The sequence below is a fragment of the Oceanotoga teriensis genome, from assembly GCF_003148465.1.
Lineage (GTDB): Bacteria > Thermotogota > Thermotogae > Petrotogales > Petrotogaceae > Oceanotoga > Oceanotoga teriensis.
The window spans coordinates 32434-53871 of record NZ_QGGI01000006.1; the positions used below are offsets into that span (position 1 = coordinate 32434).

27 protein-coding genes and 1 riboswitch are annotated in these 21438 nt (G+C 27.1%); of the genes, 15 read left to right on the top strand and 12 right to left on the bottom strand.

The features are described 5' to 3' along the window. Positions 1-501 (top strand): ferritin family protein, encoded by a 501-nt coding sequence (locus tag C7380_RS05425; protein WP_109604474.1) that lies wholly within the window; start codon positions 1-3, stop codon positions 499-501. 79 nt (positions 502-580) lie between these two features. On the opposite strand, the gene glpX is transcribed toward C7380_RS05425, so the two are convergent. Beyond that, entirely contained in the window at positions 581-1636 is a 1056-nt protein-coding gene (gene glpX / locus C7380_RS05430) for a class II fructose-bisphosphatase (protein ID WP_109604475.1), read from the bottom strand. A 198-nt stretch (positions 1637-1834) separates the two neighbouring features. On the opposite strand from glpX, the gene C7380_RS05435 reads away from it, so the two are divergent. The 3 genes from C7380_RS05435 to C7380_RS05445 are packed head-to-tail and all read left to right on the top strand — an operon-like array spanning position 1835 to position 4469. Next, positions 1835-3241, top strand: coding sequence for an aminopeptidase (locus tag C7380_RS05435; protein ID WP_109604476.1), 1407 nt, complete (start codon positions 1835-1837; stop codon positions 3239-3241). Between the two features lie 2 nt (positions 3242-3243). Next, positions 3244-3804 carry a hypothetical protein gene (locus C7380_RS05440; protein ID WP_109604477.1) on the top strand — a complete coding sequence of 187 codons (561 nt, stop codon included), beginning with the start codon at positions 3244-3246 and terminating at the stop codon, positions 3802-3804. 2 nt (positions 3805-3806) lie between these two features. Next, entirely contained in the window at positions 3807-4469 is a 663-nt protein-coding gene (locus tag C7380_RS05445) for a hypothetical protein (RefSeq protein WP_109604478.1), read from the top strand. 12 nt (positions 4470-4481) lie between these two features. Here the strand turns inward: C7380_RS05445 and atpC are convergent, their stop codons facing one another. From atpC to C7380_RS05495, 10 genes are read right to left on the bottom strand one after another with little or no spacing between them, the layout of a single operon-like run. After that, positions 4482-4880 carry an ATP synthase F1 subunit epsilon gene (gene atpC / locus C7380_RS05450; RefSeq protein WP_109604479.1) on the bottom strand — a complete coding sequence of 133 codons (399 nt, stop codon included), beginning with the start codon at positions 4878-4880 and terminating at the stop codon, positions 4482-4484. A gap of 12 nt (positions 4881-4892) precedes the next feature. After that, positions 4893-6305: a F0F1 ATP synthase subunit beta gene (gene atpD, locus C7380_RS05455; protein WP_109604480.1), complete on the bottom strand. Its 1413-nt coding sequence runs from the start codon at positions 6303-6305 to the stop codon at positions 4893-4895. Beyond that, on the bottom strand, positions 6305-7141 hold the full coding sequence (gene atpG / locus C7380_RS05460) for an ATP synthase F1 subunit gamma (protein WP_109604481.1): 837 nt from the start codon (positions 7139-7141) through the stop codon (positions 6305-6307). Before atpG ends, atpD begins: the two co-directional genes overlap by 1 nt. Before the next feature lie 14 nt (positions 7142-7155). Next, the gene (gene atpA / locus C7380_RS05465) at positions 7156-8673 is read right to left on the bottom strand and encodes a F0F1 ATP synthase subunit alpha (RefSeq protein ID WP_109604482.1); all 1518 of its coding nucleotides are present in this window, start codon (positions 8671-8673) and stop codon (positions 7156-7158) included. 2 nt (positions 8674-8675) lie between these two features. Further along, positions 8676-9233 (bottom strand): ATP synthase F1 subunit delta, encoded by a 558-nt coding sequence (gene atpH / locus C7380_RS05470; protein ID WP_109604483.1) that lies wholly within the window; start codon positions 9231-9233, stop codon positions 8676-8678. Beyond that, positions 9230-9724: a F0F1 ATP synthase subunit B gene (gene atpF, locus C7380_RS05475; RefSeq protein ID WP_109604484.1), complete on the bottom strand. Its 495-nt coding sequence runs from the start codon at positions 9722-9724 to the stop codon at positions 9230-9232. Before atpF ends, atpH begins: the two co-directional genes overlap by 4 nt. A 40-nt stretch (positions 9725-9764) precedes the next feature. After that, positions 9765-10055, bottom strand: a complete 291-nt coding sequence (locus C7380_RS05480; RefSeq protein WP_109604485.1) for a F0F1 ATP synthase subunit C — start codon at positions 10053-10055, stop codon at positions 9765-9767. 35 nt (positions 10056-10090) lie between these two features. Beyond that, a complete protein-coding gene (atpB, locus tag C7380_RS05485; protein WP_109604486.1) occupies positions 10091-10912 on the bottom strand; it encodes a F0F1 ATP synthase subunit A in 822 nt (273 codons plus the stop codon). Positions 10913-10930: 18 nt separating this feature from the next. Next, positions 10931-11278, bottom strand: coding sequence for an ATP synthase subunit I (locus tag C7380_RS05490; protein WP_109604487.1), 348 nt, complete (start codon positions 11276-11278; stop codon positions 10931-10933). Beyond that, positions 11238-11492 carry an AtpZ/AtpI family protein gene (locus tag C7380_RS05495; protein ID WP_109604488.1) on the bottom strand — a complete coding sequence of 85 codons (255 nt, stop codon included), beginning with the start codon at positions 11490-11492 and terminating at the stop codon, positions 11238-11240. Before C7380_RS05495 ends, C7380_RS05490 begins: the two co-directional genes overlap by 41 nt. 138 nt (positions 11493-11630) lie before the next feature. On the opposite strand from C7380_RS05495, the gene amrA reads away from it, so the two are divergent. From amrA to deoC, 9 genes are read left to right on the top strand one after another with little or no spacing between them, the layout of a single operon-like run. After that, positions 11631-12152 carry an AmmeMemoRadiSam system protein A gene (gene amrA / locus C7380_RS05500; RefSeq protein ID WP_109604489.1) on the top strand — a complete coding sequence of 174 codons (522 nt, stop codon included), beginning with the start codon at positions 11631-11633 and terminating at the stop codon, positions 12150-12152. Positions 12153-12163: 11 nt separating this feature from the next. Further along, entirely contained in the window at positions 12164-13159 is a 996-nt protein-coding gene (gene amrS / locus C7380_RS05505) for an AmmeMemoRadiSam system radical SAM enzyme (RefSeq protein ID WP_109604490.1), read from the top strand. Then, positions 13132-14166: an FAD:protein FMN transferase gene (locus C7380_RS05510; RefSeq protein ID WP_240597520.1), complete on the top strand. Its 1035-nt coding sequence runs from the start codon at positions 13132-13134 to the stop codon at positions 14164-14166. The genes amrS and C7380_RS05510 overlap by 28 nt, the downstream gene beginning before the upstream one ends. Beyond that, positions 14166-14534: a NusG domain II-containing protein gene (locus tag C7380_RS05515; RefSeq protein ID WP_109604492.1), complete on the top strand. Its 369-nt coding sequence runs from the start codon at positions 14166-14168 to the stop codon at positions 14532-14534. Before C7380_RS05510 ends, C7380_RS05515 begins: the two co-directional genes overlap by 1 nt. Next, the gene (locus C7380_RS05520) at positions 14528-15040 is read left to right on the top strand and encodes a Gx transporter family protein (protein ID WP_109604493.1); all 513 of its coding nucleotides are present in this window, start codon (positions 14528-14530) and stop codon (positions 15038-15040) included. Before C7380_RS05515 ends, C7380_RS05520 begins: the two co-directional genes overlap by 7 nt. Next, complete coding sequence (locus tag C7380_RS05525; RefSeq protein ID WP_109604494.1) at positions 15027-15638, top strand: Maf family protein; 612 nt, start codon at positions 15027-15029, stop codon at positions 15636-15638. The genes C7380_RS05520 and C7380_RS05525 overlap by 14 nt, the downstream gene beginning before the upstream one ends. Further along, complete coding sequence (gene radC / locus C7380_RS05530; RefSeq protein WP_109604495.1) at positions 15601-16275, top strand: RadC family protein; 675 nt, start codon at positions 15601-15603, stop codon at positions 16273-16275. Before C7380_RS05525 ends, radC begins: the two co-directional genes overlap by 38 nt. Then, positions 16265-17473 carry a hypothetical protein gene (locus tag C7380_RS05535; protein WP_109604496.1) on the top strand — a complete coding sequence of 403 codons (1209 nt, stop codon included), beginning with the start codon at positions 16265-16267 and terminating at the stop codon, positions 17471-17473. Before radC ends, C7380_RS05535 begins: the two co-directional genes overlap by 11 nt. Positions 17474-17489: 16 nt before the next feature. Then, positions 17490-18227: a deoxyribose-phosphate aldolase gene (deoC, locus tag C7380_RS05540; RefSeq protein ID WP_109604497.1), complete on the top strand. Its 738-nt coding sequence runs from the start codon at positions 17490-17492 to the stop codon at positions 18225-18227. Positions 18228-18291: 64 nt separating this feature from the next. Here the strand turns inward: deoC and C7380_RS05545 are convergent, their stop codons facing one another. Beyond that, positions 18292-18492 (bottom strand): cold shock domain-containing protein, encoded by a 201-nt coding sequence (locus tag C7380_RS05545; protein ID WP_109604498.1) that lies wholly within the window; start codon positions 18490-18492, stop codon positions 18292-18294. Positions 18493-18766: 274 nt separating this feature from the next. Further along, positions 18767-18868: riboswitch (TPP riboswitch) on the top strand. Positions 18869-18909: 41 nt separating this feature from the next. Between C7380_RS05545 and C7380_RS05550 the strand changes: the two genes are divergently transcribed. Together C7380_RS05550 and C7380_RS05555 are read left to right on the top strand one after the other, a co-directional pair. Continuing rightward, positions 18910-19887 (top strand): thiamine ABC transporter substrate-binding protein, encoded by a 978-nt coding sequence (locus C7380_RS05550; RefSeq protein ID WP_109604499.1) that lies wholly within the window; start codon positions 18910-18912, stop codon positions 19885-19887. A 4-nt stretch (positions 19888-19891) separates the two neighbouring features. Then, on the top strand, positions 19892-21418 hold the full coding sequence (locus tag C7380_RS05555; RefSeq protein ID WP_109604500.1) for an ABC transporter permease: 1527 nt from the start codon (positions 19892-19894) through the stop codon (positions 21416-21418). The last annotated feature ends 20 nt before the right edge of the window (positions 21419-21438 follow it).

Sequence of the window (21438 nt, forward strand, 5' to 3'; positions counted from 1 at the left end):
ATGGCTAGTAAAGTTTTAGGAATTTTAGATTATGCTTTAGCTAAAGAAATGGAAGGAATGCAGTTTTATAGATCGAAATCAAAAACAGTTAATCACCCAGAAGTAAAAAAAGCTTTTGAAGAACTAGGAAATATGGAAAAGGACCATGTAGACTATATAAATAAACTAATAAATACCATAGAAGAAGATGAACCTATAAGGTACAATGTTGAAGATATAGGTAAGGTATTTAATGAAAGACAAAAAAATGAAATAGTTTATGGAGGAGATTTCAAAGCTTTAAGAACTGATATACCAGTTTTGAGAATGGCGTATTTAATTGAAGAAGATTTTATGAATTTTTATGAAAAAGCTGCAAATTCTATTGAAGATGAAGAAGTAAAAAAGGTATTAAACCATTTAGCAGATTGGGAAAAAGCTCATAGAGATAAGATTAAAGAACTTTATGATAAAATATCTAAAGATTATTGGGAACATATGGAAAGCGATCCTATATTCTAATAAAAAAGGTATCGATATTTAAAATATCGATACCCTTCTTTTTTCTTTGATCTATGGGTCAATTTATAGATCGAGGAATTTAAAATAATTTTAAATTTAATAATTTTTGTTTTTCATCAGATTTATTAAGATTAACAAATTTTTCATCGCCATCTAAAGATTTAATCCTTATAGTCTTTGTATCAAGATTATGAACAGTAGATATTTTTCTAATGGTAGCACTTGAACTTCTCATAGAAATTGATTCTGTTATTGCTTTTCCTTTTAAAAATTTTACGCCACTTAGAAAATCTCCTTCAGTAACACCTGTTGCAGCAAAAATTACATGTTTTCCTCCAACTAAATCATCCGTAAAATAAACTTTATTCAAATCCCAACCTTCACCTAATGCTTTTAATTTTTCATCTTCATCTCTTGGCCAAATTTTGACTTGAATTTCCCCATCAAGAGTTTTCAGTGCACCAGCTGCTAATATTGCTTCTGGAGATCCCCCTATTCCAATATAAATATTTACACCGCTATCAGGCATACAAGTTGCTATGGCGCCTGCTATATCGCCATCTCCAATTAATTTAATCCTTGCACCTATAGATCTAACATCATCTATTATATTTTTATGTCTATCTCTATTGAGTATTACCACTGTAATCTCAGAAATTGGAACACCAAGTACTGCAGCTGCAACTTTGATATTTTCTTTTATCGGAGAATTTATATCTAATTTACCTTTTAATTCTGGACCAACAACTAACTTAGATGAATAAAAAGTAGGTAAAGATAAAATTTTACCTTTTTCTGCAGCAACCATAACACTTATAGCATTTGGAAGTCCATATGCAACAAGACGAGTACCATCAATTGGATCAACTGCAATATCCATTTCATAAGAATTATCATTCCAATTTCCAACTTTTTCTCCATGATAAAGCATTGGTGCTTCATCTTTTTCACCTTCACCGATTATAACTGTACCTTTGATATCTATATAATCCAACATCCCGCGCATTGCATCAACAGCTGCACCATCAACTTTTTCTTTATTTCCAAATCCTAAATAAATACTACTCATCAATGCTGCAGCTTCTGTTACTCTCACTAAATCAAGAGTAACCTCTGGGTATAACTCTTTTTCCACTTTGACAACCCCCTATCCATGATGATATAATTTTAATATAGTTAATTTTATTAACTTTACTAACTAATTATTTTTCTGATGAAAATAATATAAGTTGCTTCTTAATTATATTATAGAATATTTTTTAAAAAAATGAAAATAATATAAAAGTTAAATAAAAACAAATAAACAAACTTATTTCTAATGGAGGTGTAAAAAATGGACTATAAAGAACTTAGTAAAAAATTAACATTGAATAGAAAAAATGTTTGGGAAAAAAATGATTTTAAAACTGTGGATGATTATACAGAAAACTATAAAAAATTTATGGATTATTCAAAAACAGAAAGAAAGGCTATAAAATATTCTAAAAAATTATTAGAAGAAAATGGTTATAAACCACTTGAATTTTTTGAAAAAGAAGGAAAATTAAAAGATGGAGATAAGGTTTACTATATAAATAGAGATAAATCATTATTTGCAATTGAAATCAAAGGAAAAATAAAAAATGGTGTAAATATAGTTGGATCACATGTTGATGCACCAAGAATAGATTTTAAACCAGAACCTTTGATAGAAGATACAGAAATAGCAATGGCAAAAACACATTATTATGGAGGTATCAAAAAATATCAATGGCTTAATATACCTCTTGAATTACATGGTGTTATTATAAATTCAAAGGGGGAAACGGTAGAAGTATCTATAGGAGATGATTTAAAAGATCCTGTATTCGTCATATCTGATCTTTTACCTCATTTAGATAGAAATAAAAAAGCGATAAGTGAAGCAATAGATCCAGAAAAAATGAATCTTTTATTGGGAACTATATCTATAAATTATGATTCAGAAGAAAAAATAAAAGACTCAGTTAAATTAAATATATTAAATATATTAAATGAAAAATATGGAATAATTGAAGAAGATCTCATAAGTGCTGAATTAGAAATAGTTCCATCGTTACCTTCACGTGATGTTGGACTTGATAGAAGTTTGATAGCAGCATATGGTCATGATGATAGAATTTGTGCATATACAAGTTTAACAGCATTGATAAATTCAAAAATTAATTCAAGATCTTCAGCTATACTTCTTGTTGATAAAGAAGAAATAGGTTCAGATGGAAATACTGGAGCAAAAAATCATTTTTGGATACCAATGTTAAAAAAATTATTGAAATTACAAAATGAAGATGTTGCTATAGCAATAGAAGATGCTATAAACAACTCAATTTTATTATCTTCTGATGTATCAGCTGCATTTGATCCGAATTATAAAGATGCACATGATATAAATAATGCTCCAAAACTAAATTATGGAATTGTTTTAACTAAATATACTGGTGCAAGAGGAAAAGCAGGAACTAATGATGCTAATGCTGAAGTAGTTGGAAAAGTTAGAAAAGTTTGGAATGAAAATAATATATTGTGGCAAACTGGAGAATTGGGAAGAACAGACTTAGGTGGAGGAGGAACTATAGCAAAATTCTTTGCTGAACAGGGTTTAGATGTAATAGATGCTGGAGTAGCATTATTAGGAATGCATGCACCTTATGAAATAGCTTCAAAGGGAGATCTTTATGAAACATATCTTGCATATAAAGCATTCATGGAAAATTATAAATAAAAATGAATATTTATGCTGGAAATCCAATAAATTCAATGGAATTTTTTAGTATAAATTTAATTTTATCAACAGAGCCGTGGTCATTAAATGACCATAGCTCTTTTAATATTATATATAGAAACAATGACTTTAAAGTTTTTAACAAAAATAATCAAATAGAAGAAAAAAATATATTAAAAGTATATGGATTTAATATCTTTATTGGAAAGTTAAAAGAAGCTCTTGATTATAATCATTATATTTTAAGTAATCTAGAACAATGTGATTTAAACATTTTTTATATAGATGTTGACTATTCAAATATTGAAAAATACTTAAATCATATTAGTTCTTGTTCAAATTTTTCTGGAATAGATTCTATAATAATTCTTTATAACAAAAAAGTTTTTTCAGGAATTTATTATTACAGTAAAGACAAAAAAGAATACATAGAAAAAAACTCAATATATACTTTTTTTGAACTCAGAAAAAACTTTAATAATAAAAGAATAAATATAAAAAAACTCAAAGAAATTGTATATAAAGATTTTTTGATAAAAAATAAAACTTTTAAAAGGATATAAAAATGAAAATATTAAAAAAATTTTATATGAGAAAAATCTATAAATATATAAAAAATAATTATTTTGATTTAAAAATAGAATCTTCAAATGGAAAATTTAAAATAATAGAAGAAAAAAATTATATAAAAATAACAGAACAGATAATAAAAGGATTAAATGAAGGTATATACCTTTATCTTTTATATTATAAAGGGAAAAAAATAGATTTAAATATTTTATTTGAGATTTCAAATATCTTTGGGATAAAAATCATCGTGTTTGAATCTGAAAAAATTATATATTTGTTTGAAAATGAATTAAAAATTTATAATAAGTATCAAGAAACTTTTAAAAGAATAATTCTATATAAAGAAATAAAATATTTTTTTGGATATTATGAAGAAATATCCAAAAATGAAAATATATTCTATTTTTTAAATAAAAAAATAGATATATTTATTTTAAATAATAAAAAAATAAACTTTGAAAATATTAAAGATTTGAGTAATATATATATATCACCTATATTTATGGATAAAATGATGTTTTTTCCAACATTATATGAAAAAGCTTTAAAAATGAATAATCATATAGATATAATCAATGTAATAGAGAATTTAAAAATTTATAAAAAAAATATACAAAATGAAAAAATAATAAAAAAAATAATAAAAAAAATAGAATAGGTTAAACCTATTCTATTTTGTATTAGCAATATCAATTTTTGTCATATTTCTTTGAATTTCAGATTTTAATTTAGTTTTTTGCATAAAATCATCAGATTTTTTTAATTGTTCTTCTGCTTTTTCAACAGCTTTTCTTGCCGATTCCACATCGATTTCATCTGGTTTGAGTGCTTCTGTTGTTAGAACAGTAAAGTTTTTACCATCCATATCCACAAGACCTCCAAGAACAGCATAAACAAGTTTCTTTTCATCTTTAGATATTATTTTTAATGGGGCAAACTTCAACTTTGCAACAATTGGAAGTCTATCTTGTAATACACCAATAGAACCATCTATTGTAGTAAATTCGACATATCTTGCATCAATATCTTCTTTAATGCCTTCAGGGGTTACTATTTTCACATTAAACATCGTTTATCCCCCCTACAAATTCTTTGCTTTTTCAACAGCCTGTTCAATAGTTCCAACCATGTAAAAAGCATTTTCTGGAAGATCATCATATTTACCTTCCAATATATCTTTAAATCCTTTAACAGTTTCTTCTACTTTTACATAAGCACCAGATATATTAGAAAATTTTTCAGCAACAAAGAAAGGCTGAGATAAGAATTTTTGAATTTTTCTGGCCCTTGAAACTGTTAATTTATCTTCTTCAGAAAGTTCTTCAATACCGAGAATAGCTATTATATCTTGTAAATCATTATATTTTTGTAAAATTGCTTGAACTTCTCTAGCAACAAAATAATGATCTTCTCCAACAACATTAGGATCTAACATTTTTGAAGTAGAATCTAAAGGATCAAGAGCTGGATATAATGCCATTTCAGCTTGTTTTCTTGATAAATTTATATTTGCATCAAGATGTGAAAATGTTGTTGCAGGTGCAGGATCAGTAAAATCATCGGCAGGAACGTATACAGCTTGTACAGAGGTTATAGAACCATCTTTTGTAGATGTTATTCTTTCCTGTAATTGTCCCATATCAGAAGCCAAAGTTGGCTGATAACCAACAGCAGAAGGCATTCTACCGAGTAAAGCAGAAACTTCAGAACCTGCTTGAACAAATCTAAAAATATTATCTATGAATAATAAAACATCTTTTTTTTGTTCATCTCTAAAATATTCAGCCATAGTTAAAGCTGTTAAAGGAATTCTAAATCTTGCTCCAGGTGGTTCATTCATTTGACCAAAAACGAGTGCAGTATTCTCTATAACTCCGGAATCATTCATATCAAGCCATAAATCATTACCTTCTCTCGTTCTTTCACCAACACCAGCAAAGACTGAAATACCTTTATGCTCTTTAGCTATATTTCTTATAAGTTCCATAACGAGAACTGTTTTACCAACACCAGCACCACCAAAAAGTCCTATCTTACCACCTTTAGGAAAAGGTGCTAATAGATCTATACACTTTATACCAGTTTCAAGAATTTCTATTTCTGTATTTTGTTCTTCAAGAGTAGGTGATTCTCTATGAATAGGCCAATGGTCTATATCAGAAACTTCACCTCTTTCATCTATAGGATCACCCAATAAATTGAACATTCTTCCCAATGATCCCATTCCAACAGGAACTTTAATAGAAGTTCCAGTGTTAATAGCATCTAATCCTCTTTTAATACCATCAGTTGAATCCATTGCTATACATCTGGCAGTATCATCACCGATTAATTGTTCTACTTCTAAAACTAATTTGGTATTTGTATAAGGATTATTAACTTCTAAAGAATCATAAATTTCAGGTAATTGACCTTCTGGAAATTTAACATCAACAACAGGTCCAATTACACTTATTATTTTACCAACCGTTTTATCCAAGTTTTTCACCCCCATTAATCATCCTGGAGTGCCTGGGCTCCATTAACTATATCTATAAGTTCTGAAGTGATTGAAGCCTGTCTCATTTTATTATATTCAAGATTTAAATCAGAAATGAGATTTTCAGCATTTTCAGTTGCATTTTTCATAGCATTCTGTCTTGCATGAAGTTCAGAAATCTTTGTTTCATAAATAAACAAGAAAATCTGAGAGAGCATATATAAATAAGATGCCTCTTCAAAAAGAACAGATGAATCAGGTTCATATTCATATCTTGGATCCAAAGAATTTTCATATTGAATAGGCAAAAGATCTACAATTTTAGGTTTTTGAATCAAAGCATTTTTAAGTTCTCCATAAATGACTTTAACCTTAGATATATCTTCTTTTTCAAGAAATTCTAATATATCATCTAAAATATATTCTGCATGTTCTTTTTTTGGTGTATCGAATAAATTCACTCTCGATAACAATATTTTATTCGTTTTCTTAAGTTCAACGGATCCTCTATTACCTATAACGAGAAAACCTTTAAAATCATCTATTTTCTCAGATTCTTTCTTTGCAAAAGTACTAATATCGGAAGCAAAGGAGCCACCAAGTCCCATATCTGGAGTAATTACAACTAATAAAGTTCCAGATCCATCTTTTACGAATGGTGAATTTATATCTGGTTCAATTTTTTCTATAATATTTTTAGCATATTTTGCATAATCTCTTATTGGTTGCATACCTTTTTTTATTTTATTTAATCTTGCGGAGGCTACCATTTGCATAGCTTTAGTTATTTGCATGGTAGATCTTGTTGAATCAATTCTCTTTTTTATAATTCTTAATTTACCTTTACTCAACTAAACCACCGCCATTAGGCTTTATACGTTTTTAAGAAAGATTCTATAATACTTTTCAATTTATTTTTTAAATCATCTGAAAGATCTTTAGTATCTTTTATTTCACTCAATACCTCTTGATTTTCTCTATGCATAAACTGTAAAAAATCCTTCTCGAAAGCCAAAATTTTGTTTGTTGGAATATCTGAAAGATATCCTTCAGTTCCAGCGAAAAGAATAACTACTTCTTCTTCAACATCCAATGGTGAATATTGTTTTTGTTTTAAAAGTTCCATTAACTTTTCACCTTTTATGAGTTGTCTCTTTGTAGCTTCATCAAGATCTGATGAAAATTGTGAAAATGATTCTAATTCTCTATACTGAGCTAAATCAAGTTTTAAACTACCTGAAACTTTCTTAATAGCTTTAGTTTGAGCTGCACCACCGACTCTTGATACAGAAAGACCAATATTAACGGCAGGTCTAATACCAGACATAAATAGAGAAGACTCAAGATATATCTGACCATCTGTTATTGAAATAACATTAGTAGGTATATAAGCAGAAATATCATTAGCTTGAGTTTCTATTATAGGTAAAGCAGTCAAAGAACCTCCACCAAAATCATCGTTTAATCTTGCAGCCCTTTCAAGCAATCTTGAATGTAAATAAAAGACATCACCAGGATATGCTTCTCTTCCAGGAGGTCTTCTAAGAAGTAAAGAAAGCTCTCTATAAGCTTGTGCATGTTTGCTCAAATCATCATATACAACGAGTGCATCTTGACTATTAAACATGAAATATTCTCCTATAGCTGCTCCAGCATAAGGTGCAAGATAAAGTAAAGATGCTGGGTCAGAAGCACTTGCAACTACAATAGTTGTATATTCCATAGCACCGTTCTTTTCAAGCTGATCAATAGATCTTGCTATAGATGATGATTTTTGACCTATAGCTACATAAATACATTTAACATTTTTCCCTTTTTGATTTATAATCGTATCTATTGCGATTGCAGTTTTACCAGTTTGTCTATCGCCTATAATTAATTCTCTCTGACCTCTTCCAATAGGTATTGTACTATCTATAACTTTTAACCCAGTTTGAAGAGGAGTATCAACAGGTTTTCTTGAAATAACTCCTGTTGCTTTTCTTTCAATTGGATAATTTTCTTCTGATTTTATCTCACCTTTACCATCAAGAGGAATTCCAAGTGGATTGACTACTCTTCCTAAAAGGGCATTTCCAACGGGAACTTCTATAATTCTATTAGTTCTTATAACCTTGTCGCCTTCTTTTATGTTTTTGTAGTCGCCTAAAGAAATAATTCCGGCATTATCTTCTTCAAGATTCATGGCAATACCATAAACTATATCGCCTTGTTGAGTATGAATTTCAACTAATTCATTAGCCATAGTTTCTTTCATCCCATAGGCTCTTACTATACCGTCACTTACCTGCATTACCCAACCTATTTCTTTAATTTCACCACTCTCGTAGCTTTTGATACGCTCCTCTATAACTTTTGTGAGCTCATCTGGATTTATGCGCAAAATTAATCACCCCCGGTTTGAGCATATGAGCGTTTTATACTGTCTAAATACCCTTTAATGGAGTAATCATAATACTTATCTTCAACATAAAGTTGAATACCACCAATTAAAGATTCATCAAGAGATGTTTTTAAAATAACATCCCTACCAGTTTTATTTTTTAAAATATTCTTTAAATCTTCTGAATTTTTTGAATCTATGGGTTTTGCTGTTATAATTTCAGCCTTTATAAGTTTTTTTAATTCAAGATTATAATTATTTAAAATTTTAACTATAAAAAACAGAAGTTCTTGTCTTGATTTTAAAACCAATGAATGAATAAATTTTTCAAACAATGTATCCTCAATTTTAGATGATTCATATATTTTTTTTGTAATATAATCTTTTGGAAGTAGAGGACTATTAATCATATCATGAAAAACGCTATCAGAATTAATCTTATCGATTATATTCTGAATAGCTTCTATATAATTTTCTAAATTACTCATTTTATCATTTTTCTGTAAAATTTCTAAAAAAGCATCGGTATATCTTGTTGCTAAAGAATATGAAAGCTTCATAACTGATCACCTTTTTCATTGAGATTAGATAAAGCTCTTCTTATTAATTCTTCGTTGGCTTTTTGATCTAATTTTTCTTTTAAAATCATAGATGAAACTGTTAAAGCCATAGTAACTACCTTAGCTTGTATATCTTTCATAGCTTCATTTTTTATTTCCACCGCAGAAGTTTCAGCTTTTTCAATTATTTTATCTTTTTGAATTTCAGCTTCATCCTTAGCTTCAGAAATAATTTTTTTTGCTTGTTCTTCAGCATCTTTTAAAATTTCACTTTTCTGATTTTTGATATCTTCATATTCTTTTTCAGCTTTTTCTTTAGCTTCTTGAGCATTAATTCTAAGTCTTTCAGCTTCGTTTAAGTTTTTTTCAACCTCATTTTTTCTTTTATCAGTCATATCAAAATAAGGTTTATAAAGTAACTTATACAAAAAAAGCATAAAAACTAAAAACCCGATTAAATTTACAATAGAAGTCAAATTAAACGAAAGCACTCTTTTACCCCCTTTCCGGGTTAAAGTGTAAAATGTTTCATTATGGTAACACGAAAATCATTACAAGAGAAATAACCAAAGAATAAAGACCAGTAGATTCAGTAACGGCCATAGCTAATAACATTCTTGTGGTTATAGTTCCTGACATCTCAGGTTGTCTTGCTATTGAATCCATAGCATGAGCACCAACTTGACCTTCTCCAACACCCGGTCCGATAGCACCGATACCCATTGCAAGACCTGCACCTAAAAGTTTACCTAAATAATATAAACCCCATCCTAAAGCTCCACCGTTTGAAACTAACTGTTGTAACATCTCTTTTAAATCCATATAACTTCATCCTCCTTTATTATAGAAGATAATTTTTATTCTAACAATGAACCAATATAGGCTATTGAGAGTAAAGCGAAAACGAAAGCCTGAATAAGGCCTACAAACCATCCAAAAAATCCCCATAAGAAAATAGGGATAACAAAGTACTTCAACATATAACTAATTATTAAAACAAGAATTCCACCACCCATTATATTACCAAAAAGCCTCAAAGAATGTGAAACAGGTTTAGCAATTTCACTTATGAGGTTCAACGGAAGCATAATAGGATTAGGTTCTATAAAACTTTTGAGCCATTTTCCAACACCTTTAGATTTTGCAGCAAAAACATGACTTATTATAAATACCATTAATGCAAAAGTCAAATTTGTATTCAAATCAGATGTAGGCGTATACCAAGTATCAGTAAAAAGTTGTACAGACAAACCTGAATCAGTAGGAAGTACACTTATACCAGGCATGCCACTCAAAATATTTGCAAAGCCAATGAATAAAAATAAGCTCATTGAAATCACAAATGTAGGTTTTCTATACTTTTGGTCAGGTACAGAATCTTCAACTAATTCCCAAAAATAATCAAGCATTAATTCAACAATACTTTGTTTTCTTCCAGGAATTCTTTCAAACTTTACAGATTTTGCGAATAAAATAATAATTAATATTATTAGACCTGACATCAATACAGTCATAGGATTTATCTGACCAAGAAAACCGCCGTTCCCAAACTCTACAATCCATCTCTGGCCAACACCTTCAAGTTCAGACTTAGAAGTAAATACATTTACTATTCCAAGTATCACATAAAGGGCAAAAAAAAGGATTATAGTGTTCTTAAGCTTTTTTTCTTTCAGCATTAAAACACCCCCACTAAATCATTTTTGTGAGATGAAAGGTACTATTTTCAAATTAAATAAACCTAAAAAAGTAATTAATAAAGCTTTTTCAGAGAAAATACCAGATATAATAAGAATTATACCATACATTAAATACCTAAAAAAATATCCTGCAGGAATTTTTTTTTTCTTTAAACTAAATATATTTTGTTTCATTTTATTTATATCTTCATACATCATATAAAATCCTAAAATAACTCCTAAAGTACCCCAAAAAACCCATAAAGCTTGAAAACCAACAAAAAATAGCAATACGATAACTTCAATAATCGATATCGTTATTGCTTTAATCATCATCTCTATTAATTTTCTTTTCAATTGAGTCATATCTTTCGGCCTCTTTAAGTAATTCTTTTATACCACTATATAAACCTGATGCAACACCAAGTAGCAAAAACAAAATCAAAAATAGTTTTGAATCAGTTTTGCTATATATAAACCAACCTATACCGAGTCCTACAAAGATATTTGCTAAGACTGTTACGCCAAAAAGTATAACAAGGTTCATTTGATTAAAAGCTCTTAAATCGAGTTTTTTCATAATAATCCTCCATAAAAAGGATAAAACAGGAATCAATAACTATTATACTCTTATTTTCAAATATTTTCAAATTAACTCCCTATTACTAATATAATAAACTAATGTTTCATGATATAATCGAAGTGAGGGGGTGATTTTATGAGAGAAAAACACTTTTTTTGTCAGTATGCAAGGGAGATTATACAAAATTATATCATAAAAAATGAGATTCAAGACATAAGATATAAATACTTTCAAAAAGAATTTGAAGATAATTATTCATGTTTTGTAACTCTTCATACTTTAGAAGATGAACTTAGAGGTTGTATTGGAACTATAATTCCACAATATAAAAATCTTTATGAAGAAATAAAACATAATTCTATTTTAGCTTCAATAAAAGATTATAGATTTCCTCCGCTGAAAGAAGAAGAGTTAAATAATATTTATATAAGTATAGATATATTAACTCCGTTGAAAAAAATAGAAAATATAAAAGAACTCGATCCTGTAAAATATGGAATTATGGTTGAACACGATTATAAAAAAGGTGTATTACTTCCAAATCTTGATGGAATTAATACGATTGAAGATCAGATAAGAATAGCAAAATTAAAAGCTGGACTAAATTATGATGAGAAAGTTGATATATATAGTTTTGAAACAAAAAGATACTTTTAGGGAGGGATTTTATGAATATGAATGCTTTATTTTCTTCTCAAAAAGAAGAAGGAATTTTATGCAATTTATGTCCTCATGAATGTATCATTGAAGAAAATAAAACTGGTTTTTGTAAAACTAGAAAGAATATTTCTTCTGAATTGAATAGTATAAATTATGCCGAAGTTACAGGATTTGAAATAGAACCCATAGAAAAAAAACCATTATTTCATTTTAAACCGGGTAAAAATATTTTATCTTTAGGAAGTTGGGGATGTAATTTAATATGTCCTTATTGTCAAAACCATGAAATTTCACAAGAAATACCTGCATATAGCAAAAAAATATATCCGAATGCTATTCCGAATTTAATAGAAAAATATAAAGTCGGTGGAATTGCTTTTACATATTCTGAACCAATAGTTTGGTTTGAATATGTTTTAGATGCGTGTCGTGAAATAAAAAATTATGATCTTGATATATATACAATTATGGTTAGTAATGGATATATAAAAAAAGAACCACTTGAATTGTTACTTCAATACATAGATGCTTTTAACATAGATTTAAAAACTTTTGATAGTGAAACTTACAAAAAAATTTTTAATGGCGATTTAGAGAAAATAAAAGAGAATATAAAAATAATTTTTGAAAAAAATGCTCATATAGAAATAACAACTCTTATAGTACCAGATATAAACGAAAATTTACAAGAACTTGAAGAAGAATTCAAATGGATATCAAGTTTATCGAGTAAAATTCCATTACATATAAATAAATATTTTCCAAGATATAAATATTCAAAAAAAGCTACAGATATAGGAAAATTGATAGAAATATATCAAATAGCAAAAAAACATCTTGAATTTGTTTATATCGGAAATATATGGGATCCAAAGTATGAATCTACTTATTGTCCTGAATGTGGAGAACTATTGGTAGAAAGAAAGGGATACAATATAAAAATTGTAAATCTAAATGAAAATGGAGGATGTATCAAGTGTGGAAGAAAGGTAATGGAAATGTAAAAAATATATTATATATAACATTTTTTCTTATAGCGGTATTTTTATTAGCGTTCATTATATTTTATAAACCTAAACCAACATATTCAGATAAACAAATGGATGTTCTAGGAACAATAGTTCGTGTTAGAGTGAGTGGAGAAAAAGTTAGTTCTTCTACACTATTAGATATAGCAGAAAAAGAATTTCAAAGATTACATAATAAATTTTCGGCAAATATAGAAGAAAGTGTTGTTAATCAATTAAATGAAAAAAGAGAATTAATAATGGATGAAGAATCTTTATTCTTGATAAAATCCTCAATAAATATCTCAAAAATGACAGGGGATGCTTTTGATCCAACACTTAGACCTGTATTAAAATTATGGGGATTTGATGATGTAGAATCACCAAAACAAGTTCCAAATTCAGAAGAATTGAAAAAAACTCTAGAACTTGTTAATTATAGGTATATTGAAATAGAAGGAAATAAAGTAAAACTCACAAAACCAGGAGTAAAAATAGATCTTGGTGGCATCGCAAAAGGATATTCAGTGGATATGGTTATACATAGAATAAAAGAATTAGATCCAAAAGCAACGGGCTTTATAGATGCTGGTGGAGATATAGGAATAATAGGCCCAAAATATGGAAATTTACCATGGGCAATTGGAATAAGAGATCCTTTTAATACAACTCAATATACAAATATAGATATAATTTATTTATATGATGGAGCTATAGCAACATCTGGAGATTATGAAAGATATTTTATAGAAAATGATAAAAAATATCATCATCTCATAGATCCAAAAACGGGGTATCCAGCAAATGATGCTGTTAGCACTACAGTTATAGCTGATGATTTGATGAATGCAGATGCTTTTGCTACTGCGGCATTTATACTTGGAATAAACAATCCTTCATTAGATTATTTTACAAATTTTGGACTTCAAGTTTTTATAATAGGCAAAGATAAATCTACTAAAGAAACTCAAGGTTTTGATTATTTTAGGGAGAAAGGAAGATAATGAAATTAATAAATAAAAAAGATATAATAATAATAATTGGTATTATTATTATATCTTTAGTATTCATTTTAATAAATAAAAGTGATAAAAAAATAAGGGGTGCTGATGTTTATATAAAAAATGAAAAAGTAATGGAAATAACGAAAGAAGGAACATATACATTATTTGATGAAAATGAAATACCAATAATGAAAATAGAATATTTAAATCAAAAAATTAGAGCTGTAGAATCGAATTGTCCATTACAAATATGTGTGAATATGGGATGGGTTGACAGTCCAAATCATGAAATCATATGTATACCAAATAAAGTTATAATAAAACCTATTGGAAAAGATGAAACTGGAGTTGATCTATTGACATGGTAAAATCAAAAAGTATATCTTATATTTCAATATTAACAGCTATGGCATCTGCAATATATTATGTTGAAACATTTTTACCTTTACCTGTAGGTGTACCAGGTGCTAGATGGGGATTTTCTAATTTTCCAATAATAATATCTGTTATTGAAAATATGGGATTTGTTAATATAATGATGATAGCTTTATTAAAGACAGTTATAGGTTCTATATTAAGCGGGAAATTTCTTGCTCCAACATTTTATTTGGGATTAAGTGGAGCATTAGCTTCTGCTTTGATGATGTATTTAATGAATAAAATATTTAAAAAACTTTCTATACTTGGAATAAGCGAAATAGGAGCTTTTTTTTCAAATACTGCACAAATAATAGTTGCAGGAGTTTTTATAGTAAAATCTAAAGGAATAGTGTATTATTATCCATATATGATACTATTTGGAGCCTTAACGGCATTTATAAATGCATATGTCGTAAAAATAGTGAAAAGGAGTGTAAAATTTGATAACAACTAATAATAATATAGTATTAGGATCAAAATCTCCGAGAAGACAATCTTTATTGAAATTTATAGTTAATGATTTTAAGATAAGAACTTCAGATATAAATGAAGAATATTGTAGCAAAAATGCAGATGATATAGTTGAAGAAATCTCAGAGAAAAAAAGTAAATCTATAAAAATACAAAAAGAAGAAATATTGATAACTTCTGATACAATGGTTTTTTATGAAAATTATAAACTTGGAAAACCTCGAAATAAAGATGAGGCTTTTAAAATGTTATCAATGCTTTCTGGCAAAAAACATTATGTTTATACTGGAATAACATTTAGAACTTTAAGTAATATAACAACTTTTAATGAAAAAACAGAAGTATATTTTAGAAAATTGGATGAACAAATTATAGATTATTATATAGAAAATTTTAATGTATATGATAAAGCTGGAGCATATGGAATTCAAGACTTTGGAGCTGTTTTAGTAGAAAAAATAAATGGTGATTATTACAATATAATGGGGTTTCCAATTTCAAAAATATATTACAATCTTATTGATTTCATGCGGGGGGATGGAATTGAATACAGAATTATTACCAAGGGAAAAATTACTTAGTTATGGATCGGAAAGACTTACTGACCAAGAACTCATTGCTATAATCTTGAGAAGAGGTGTAAAAGGGGCAAATGTTTTTGAAGTATCAAAAAAAATTATAGAAAAATATGAAAATTTTATTCAATTATATGATATAAGTATAGAAGAACTTCAAAAAATAAAAGGGGTAGGTCAAGTTTCAGCTATAAATTTAAAAGCCTCTTTAGAAATGGGAAAAAGATATCATATACAAAAAATGAGATATAAAAGCAAAAAAATGGAATCTCCATTGAATGTTTATAACTATTGTGAAGATCTTATACATTCAGACAAAGAGATAGTAAGAGTTTTAATATTAGATTCGAAATTAAATCTTATAATACATGAAGATGTAAGTATTGGTACAGCAAATGCTTCTATAGCCCATCCAAGAGATATATTTAAAAAAGCAATTATACATAATGCTGTATCTATAATTCTTGTTCATAATCATCCTTCGGGAGATCCAAGGCCAAGTATGCAAGACTATGATCTTACAGAAAAAGTAAAACAATCTGGAGAAATCCTGGGAATAAAATTACAAGATCATATAATAATAGGTAAAAATAAATATTATAGTTTTAATATATCCAGGATGGTGGAACTTGATGACAGATGACAAAAAATTTGAAAATATAATGAAATTAAAGAGAGAATTCGAAAAAGATCTCATAAAACAAGGGAAAAAAATAGAACCAAAAAAAGAAAAAACTAAACCTACTATATATAAACCAGATATAGATCAAATATCAATAAATGTTCCCGTGCAAAATATTAAGACATGGGTTGATTTTGTTTTATATGATATAGAATTAGAAGATGAAAAACTTTCATTGATATTTGAAAATAGATTGAGTTCAAAATCTCCAATGCAATATTATAATCAATTTGGTTTAATGCATATGTTAAGAAATGATTATGATAAGGCTGAAAACTTTTTTTTAACTGGAAATGATATCGAATCAAGATTTAATTTAGGAATGTTAAAGATATTTAGAAAAGATAAAGACATATTAAATTATACTAAGAGTTTTTTAGATAATCACAGAAAAAGTCCATATCCTTATTTATTATTATGTACATTATCTTTAGTACAAGAAAAGTATTCAATGGCAGCAAAATTTTTAAAAATAGCTAATGACTATTTAAATTATTCTTTTATAAGTATGGCAACAGCACTTTATGATAAAGATATACAAAAAGCATCAAGTTATATATCAAAAGCATTCCTCGAAGGAAAAGCTAAAAAAACTATAAATATATTAAATTTTTATATAGGACAATATTCTAATGATATAGAAAAATCGATTTCAGCATTGGCCTCATTGAGAAAAGATAATTTTCCTTGTGTATCCTGTATAAAAGATTTCAATAATAACAAAGCTAATTCTAAAATACCTGATTATTGTTCATTTTCAAAAACTATATATTCTTATGTAGATCAAAATAAAATAATACCTTATTCTGTGAATACAATAGCTGCTGAAATAATTAAATCTTTTAATATGAAAGATGAAGAAAAAACTAACAAATTAATTCAAAAACTTATAAATTCATATGATGGTATAAATGTTTTATTTTTCAAAACTAAAACGAATGAATTGAAAAAGGGATTAAAAACTAATGGGTTTTATCATGAAGAAAATACTTATAGAGTTGGATTAACCGATGGAAAAAATTATTATAAAGAAATAGTTCAAGTTATAGAAAACCTTTATGAAAGATATCATACTTATTTTGATTTTATGATAGATATACCATTTTATGAAAGTTTAAAAATAGTTTTAGGTTGGAAAACTTGCAAAAGAATATATTAAAAATAGGAGGATAAAAATGGAAAATAAAGAATTAAAAGAAATGATAGATCAAGAAATAAAAAGAGTTAACAATGATTATATTATGCAAGAAAAAAATATAACAATTGAACCTAAAGACATGGCAAAATATATAGACCATACAGTCTTAAAAGCCGAAACAACTCCACAAGATATAGTAAAACTATGTAAAGAAGCGAAAGAAAATCATTTCTTTTCAGTATGCATAAATCCTGCATATGTTTCATTAGCTAAAGAAGAACTTGAAAATAGTGAAGTGAAAATAGCTACAGTTATAGGATTTCCTCTTGGTGCAAATGATACAACAGTAAAAGCCTATGAAACTCAAATTGCTCGTGAAGATGGTGCAGATGAATTTGATATGGTTATAAATGTTGGGATGCTTAAAAATAAATATTATGATTATGTATTAAATGATATAAAATCAGTAGTAGAAGCTGCTGATGGAAAACTTGTAAAAGTTATAATAGAAACATGTTATTTAACAAAAGAGGAAAAGATAGCTGCATGTTTATTATCAAAATTAGCTGGAGCTCAATTTGTAAAAACTTCTACAGGATTTGGAACGAATGGGGCAACAAAAGAAGATGTATCATTGATGAAATTTGTAGTTGGTGATGAATTAAAAGTAAAAGCCTCAGGAGGAGTTAGAGACTTTGATGGAGCTTTAACTATGATAAAAAACGGTGCAGAAAGAATAGGTGCAAGTGCAGGAATAAAGATAATAAATTCATAAATAAAAAGGGTCGTTAAAAACGACCCTTTATCTTTTGAAACCCTAACGGGTGATTATGGTTAAATTAGTCAGCGAGTGTAACGTTTGAAGCTTGTGGTCCTTTTTCGCCTTCAACAATTTCAAATTCTACATTCTGATTTTCTTCTAATTTCTTGTAACCATCCATAGTAATTGCTGAGAAATGAACAAATACATCATTTCCATCTTCTGCTGTGATGAAACCATAACCCTTTTTTGAATCAAACCATTTTACTGAACCTTTCACTATTTTACCTCCAAATTAAACTGAGCCACCCACTGCAGACATCAGTTTTGATACTATACATATATTATATATAATTTTAGAAAAAATATCAAGTAAAATAATTGTAACGAACTCAATGTGTTTTATTTTTTTATATTAAATATCTTACCTTTCTTTTAATAGATTAAGTATAAAAAACATAAATATCTTCTTTTATAAACGAATAAATCTTAAAAGAGAAATAAAATTAACTTTAATTTAAATTAAAAGTGATAAAATATATTAAGAAAAATTAAATAAAAAACAGGGGAGCTCAAATGCTGAGAGGATGTAAAAAACATCGACCCTAAAACCTGATCCAGATAATGCTGGCGTAGGAAGTTAAAAATAAAACTCTTATACCAGTCTTGGTATAAGAGTTTTTTTTGGAGGTGTAGTATGAAAAAATTGGGATTATTATTTATGACTGTCATTTTATTAGGTGTTATAACATTTTCAAATGGGTTAACTATTTATACATATGAAAGTATGAGTTGGATAGAAGATAATCTTGTACAAAAGTTTGAAAAAAAGTATAATACTAATATAAGAGTTATAAAATTAGGTGATGCAGGTGGAATAGTATCAAGATTAATACTTGAACAAAGAAATCCAAAAGCTGATTTAGTTATTGGTTTGGATCAATCACTTGCAGTAAAAGCTTTAGAAGAAGATTTATTAGTACCATATAAATCCAAAAATTTATCAAAAATAAAAGATAAAAATCTTTTATTTGATAAAAATTATTATTTAACTCCTTTTGATTATGGAGCTATTGCATTTATATATGATCCAGAAAAAATAGATCAAGAATTAAAGACATTTGAAGATTTAAAAAAAATGAATAAATCTATAATTATACAAAATCCTTCTATGTCAAGTACAGCACAATCACTATTATTATGGACAATAGCGATATACGGTGAAAATTGGAAAGAATTCTGGAAAAGTTTTAAAAATAGTATATTAACAGTAACTCCGGGTTGGAGTGAATCTTTTGCAAAATTTGAAGCGGGAGAAGCTCCTATGATGTTATCTTATGCAACAGATGGAGCTTATTCTTATGAATATTATAAACAAGTCAAATATAAAGAATTTATTCCAGAAGAAGGTGGATATGTACAAATAGAAGCAGCAGGAATAGTAAATAAAACTAAAAATCGAGATTTAGCTGAAAAATTTATAGACTTTATGCTTGAAGAAGAATTTCAGAAAGAAATTCCATTGAACAATTGGATGTTTCCGGTAATAAATACAGAAATGCCAGAATCATTTAAATATGCAAAAGAACCAAATAAAATATTAAGTATTGATTCAAAACAAATAAGTGAAAATCTTGATAAATGGTTAAAAGAATGGGAGGAAATAATGTATTAAAAATATGAAAAAAAACTACATAATAATAATATATTCGTTGATATGGATAATTCCAATATATATACTCATGAAAGATTTTTTTAAAATCGATTCATTAAATTATATAAAGGATTCGTATTATTTACGAATCCTTTTGAATACTATTATTCAAGCATTATTATCATCTGTTTTTTCTTTTATTGTTGCTATAGTCCCAGCAATATATGTTTCAAAGTCAAAGAGTATTTTATCAAAAATATTAGAAGCATCAATATTTATACCATTCTTTTTTCCACCTATATCAGCGGTAATTGCATTTAGTTTAATATATTCAAATTATGGAATACTTAATAACCTCGGTATGAACATAAATATAATGTATACTTTAAAAGGTGTGGTAATGGCACATATATTTTATAATTCTCCAATTTTTGTAAAATATATATCTTCTTCTATAAGATCTATTCCGAATAATATAATAGAAAATGCTGAACTTGAAGGAAGCAATAAAATAAAATTATTTTTAAAAATACAAATTCCTATGATTTTTCCATCTATTTTAAGGGCTTTTTTTCTTGTGTTTACATATAGTTTTACGAGTTTTGCAATTGTAATGAGTATAGGAGGTCTTAGATATTCAACGCTGGAAGTTGCAATTTCTAATGCTTTAAGGGGGAATCTTGATTTTTCTAAGGCGTTAAGCTTAGCGATATTACAATTTATAATACTTTTAATATTAAATATTTTTACAACAACAAATGAAAATTATGAAATAGAATATAAAACATATGATAAAAAAGTTAATAAAATACTTTTAATAGGAGCATTAATTTATTTTATATTTGAATACTCGATAATAATAACAGGAATATTATCTTCTGTATATGATTTTATAAATATGAAATTTGATATTGAAGGACTAAAAAATATATTTTCAACAGAATTTAATAATAAATATCCTGTTATAAAATCTATAATAAATTCTTTATCAATATCATTTATTTCAGCAATAACAAGTACTTTAATAGCCTATATAATTTTGAAAAATTATACGAAATTTAGTAATATAATAATACTTTCAACACTTGGAATATCTTCAGCATTTTTAGCTACATCATTATTGTATATGAATATACTATACAACATAAATTATGTTATATTATTAGTAATAGGCTTTATATTAATAACTATTCCAATATCTTATTCATTTTTATATCAACATGTATTAGGATTTAAAAAAGAAATACTTGAAGCTGGAGCTATCGATGGTGCAAATAAATTAAAAATATTTACAAAAATAGAATTACCAATATTATTTCCAATTTTAATCTCGACTTTTATGCAAATATTTGCAATAATATATGGAGAATTTACCATAACTTATACAATGCAATTGAGAGATTATTTGCCTCTTGTAAGTGTTGTAAATTTTACAATTTCATCTTCAAGATTAATTAAGGAATCATCTGCATTATCTGCAATAAATGTATTAATAATTTTTATGTTATTTTTAATATCAAATAAAATTCAAACAAAATATATAAAAAATTAGGATGAAAAATTCATCCTAAT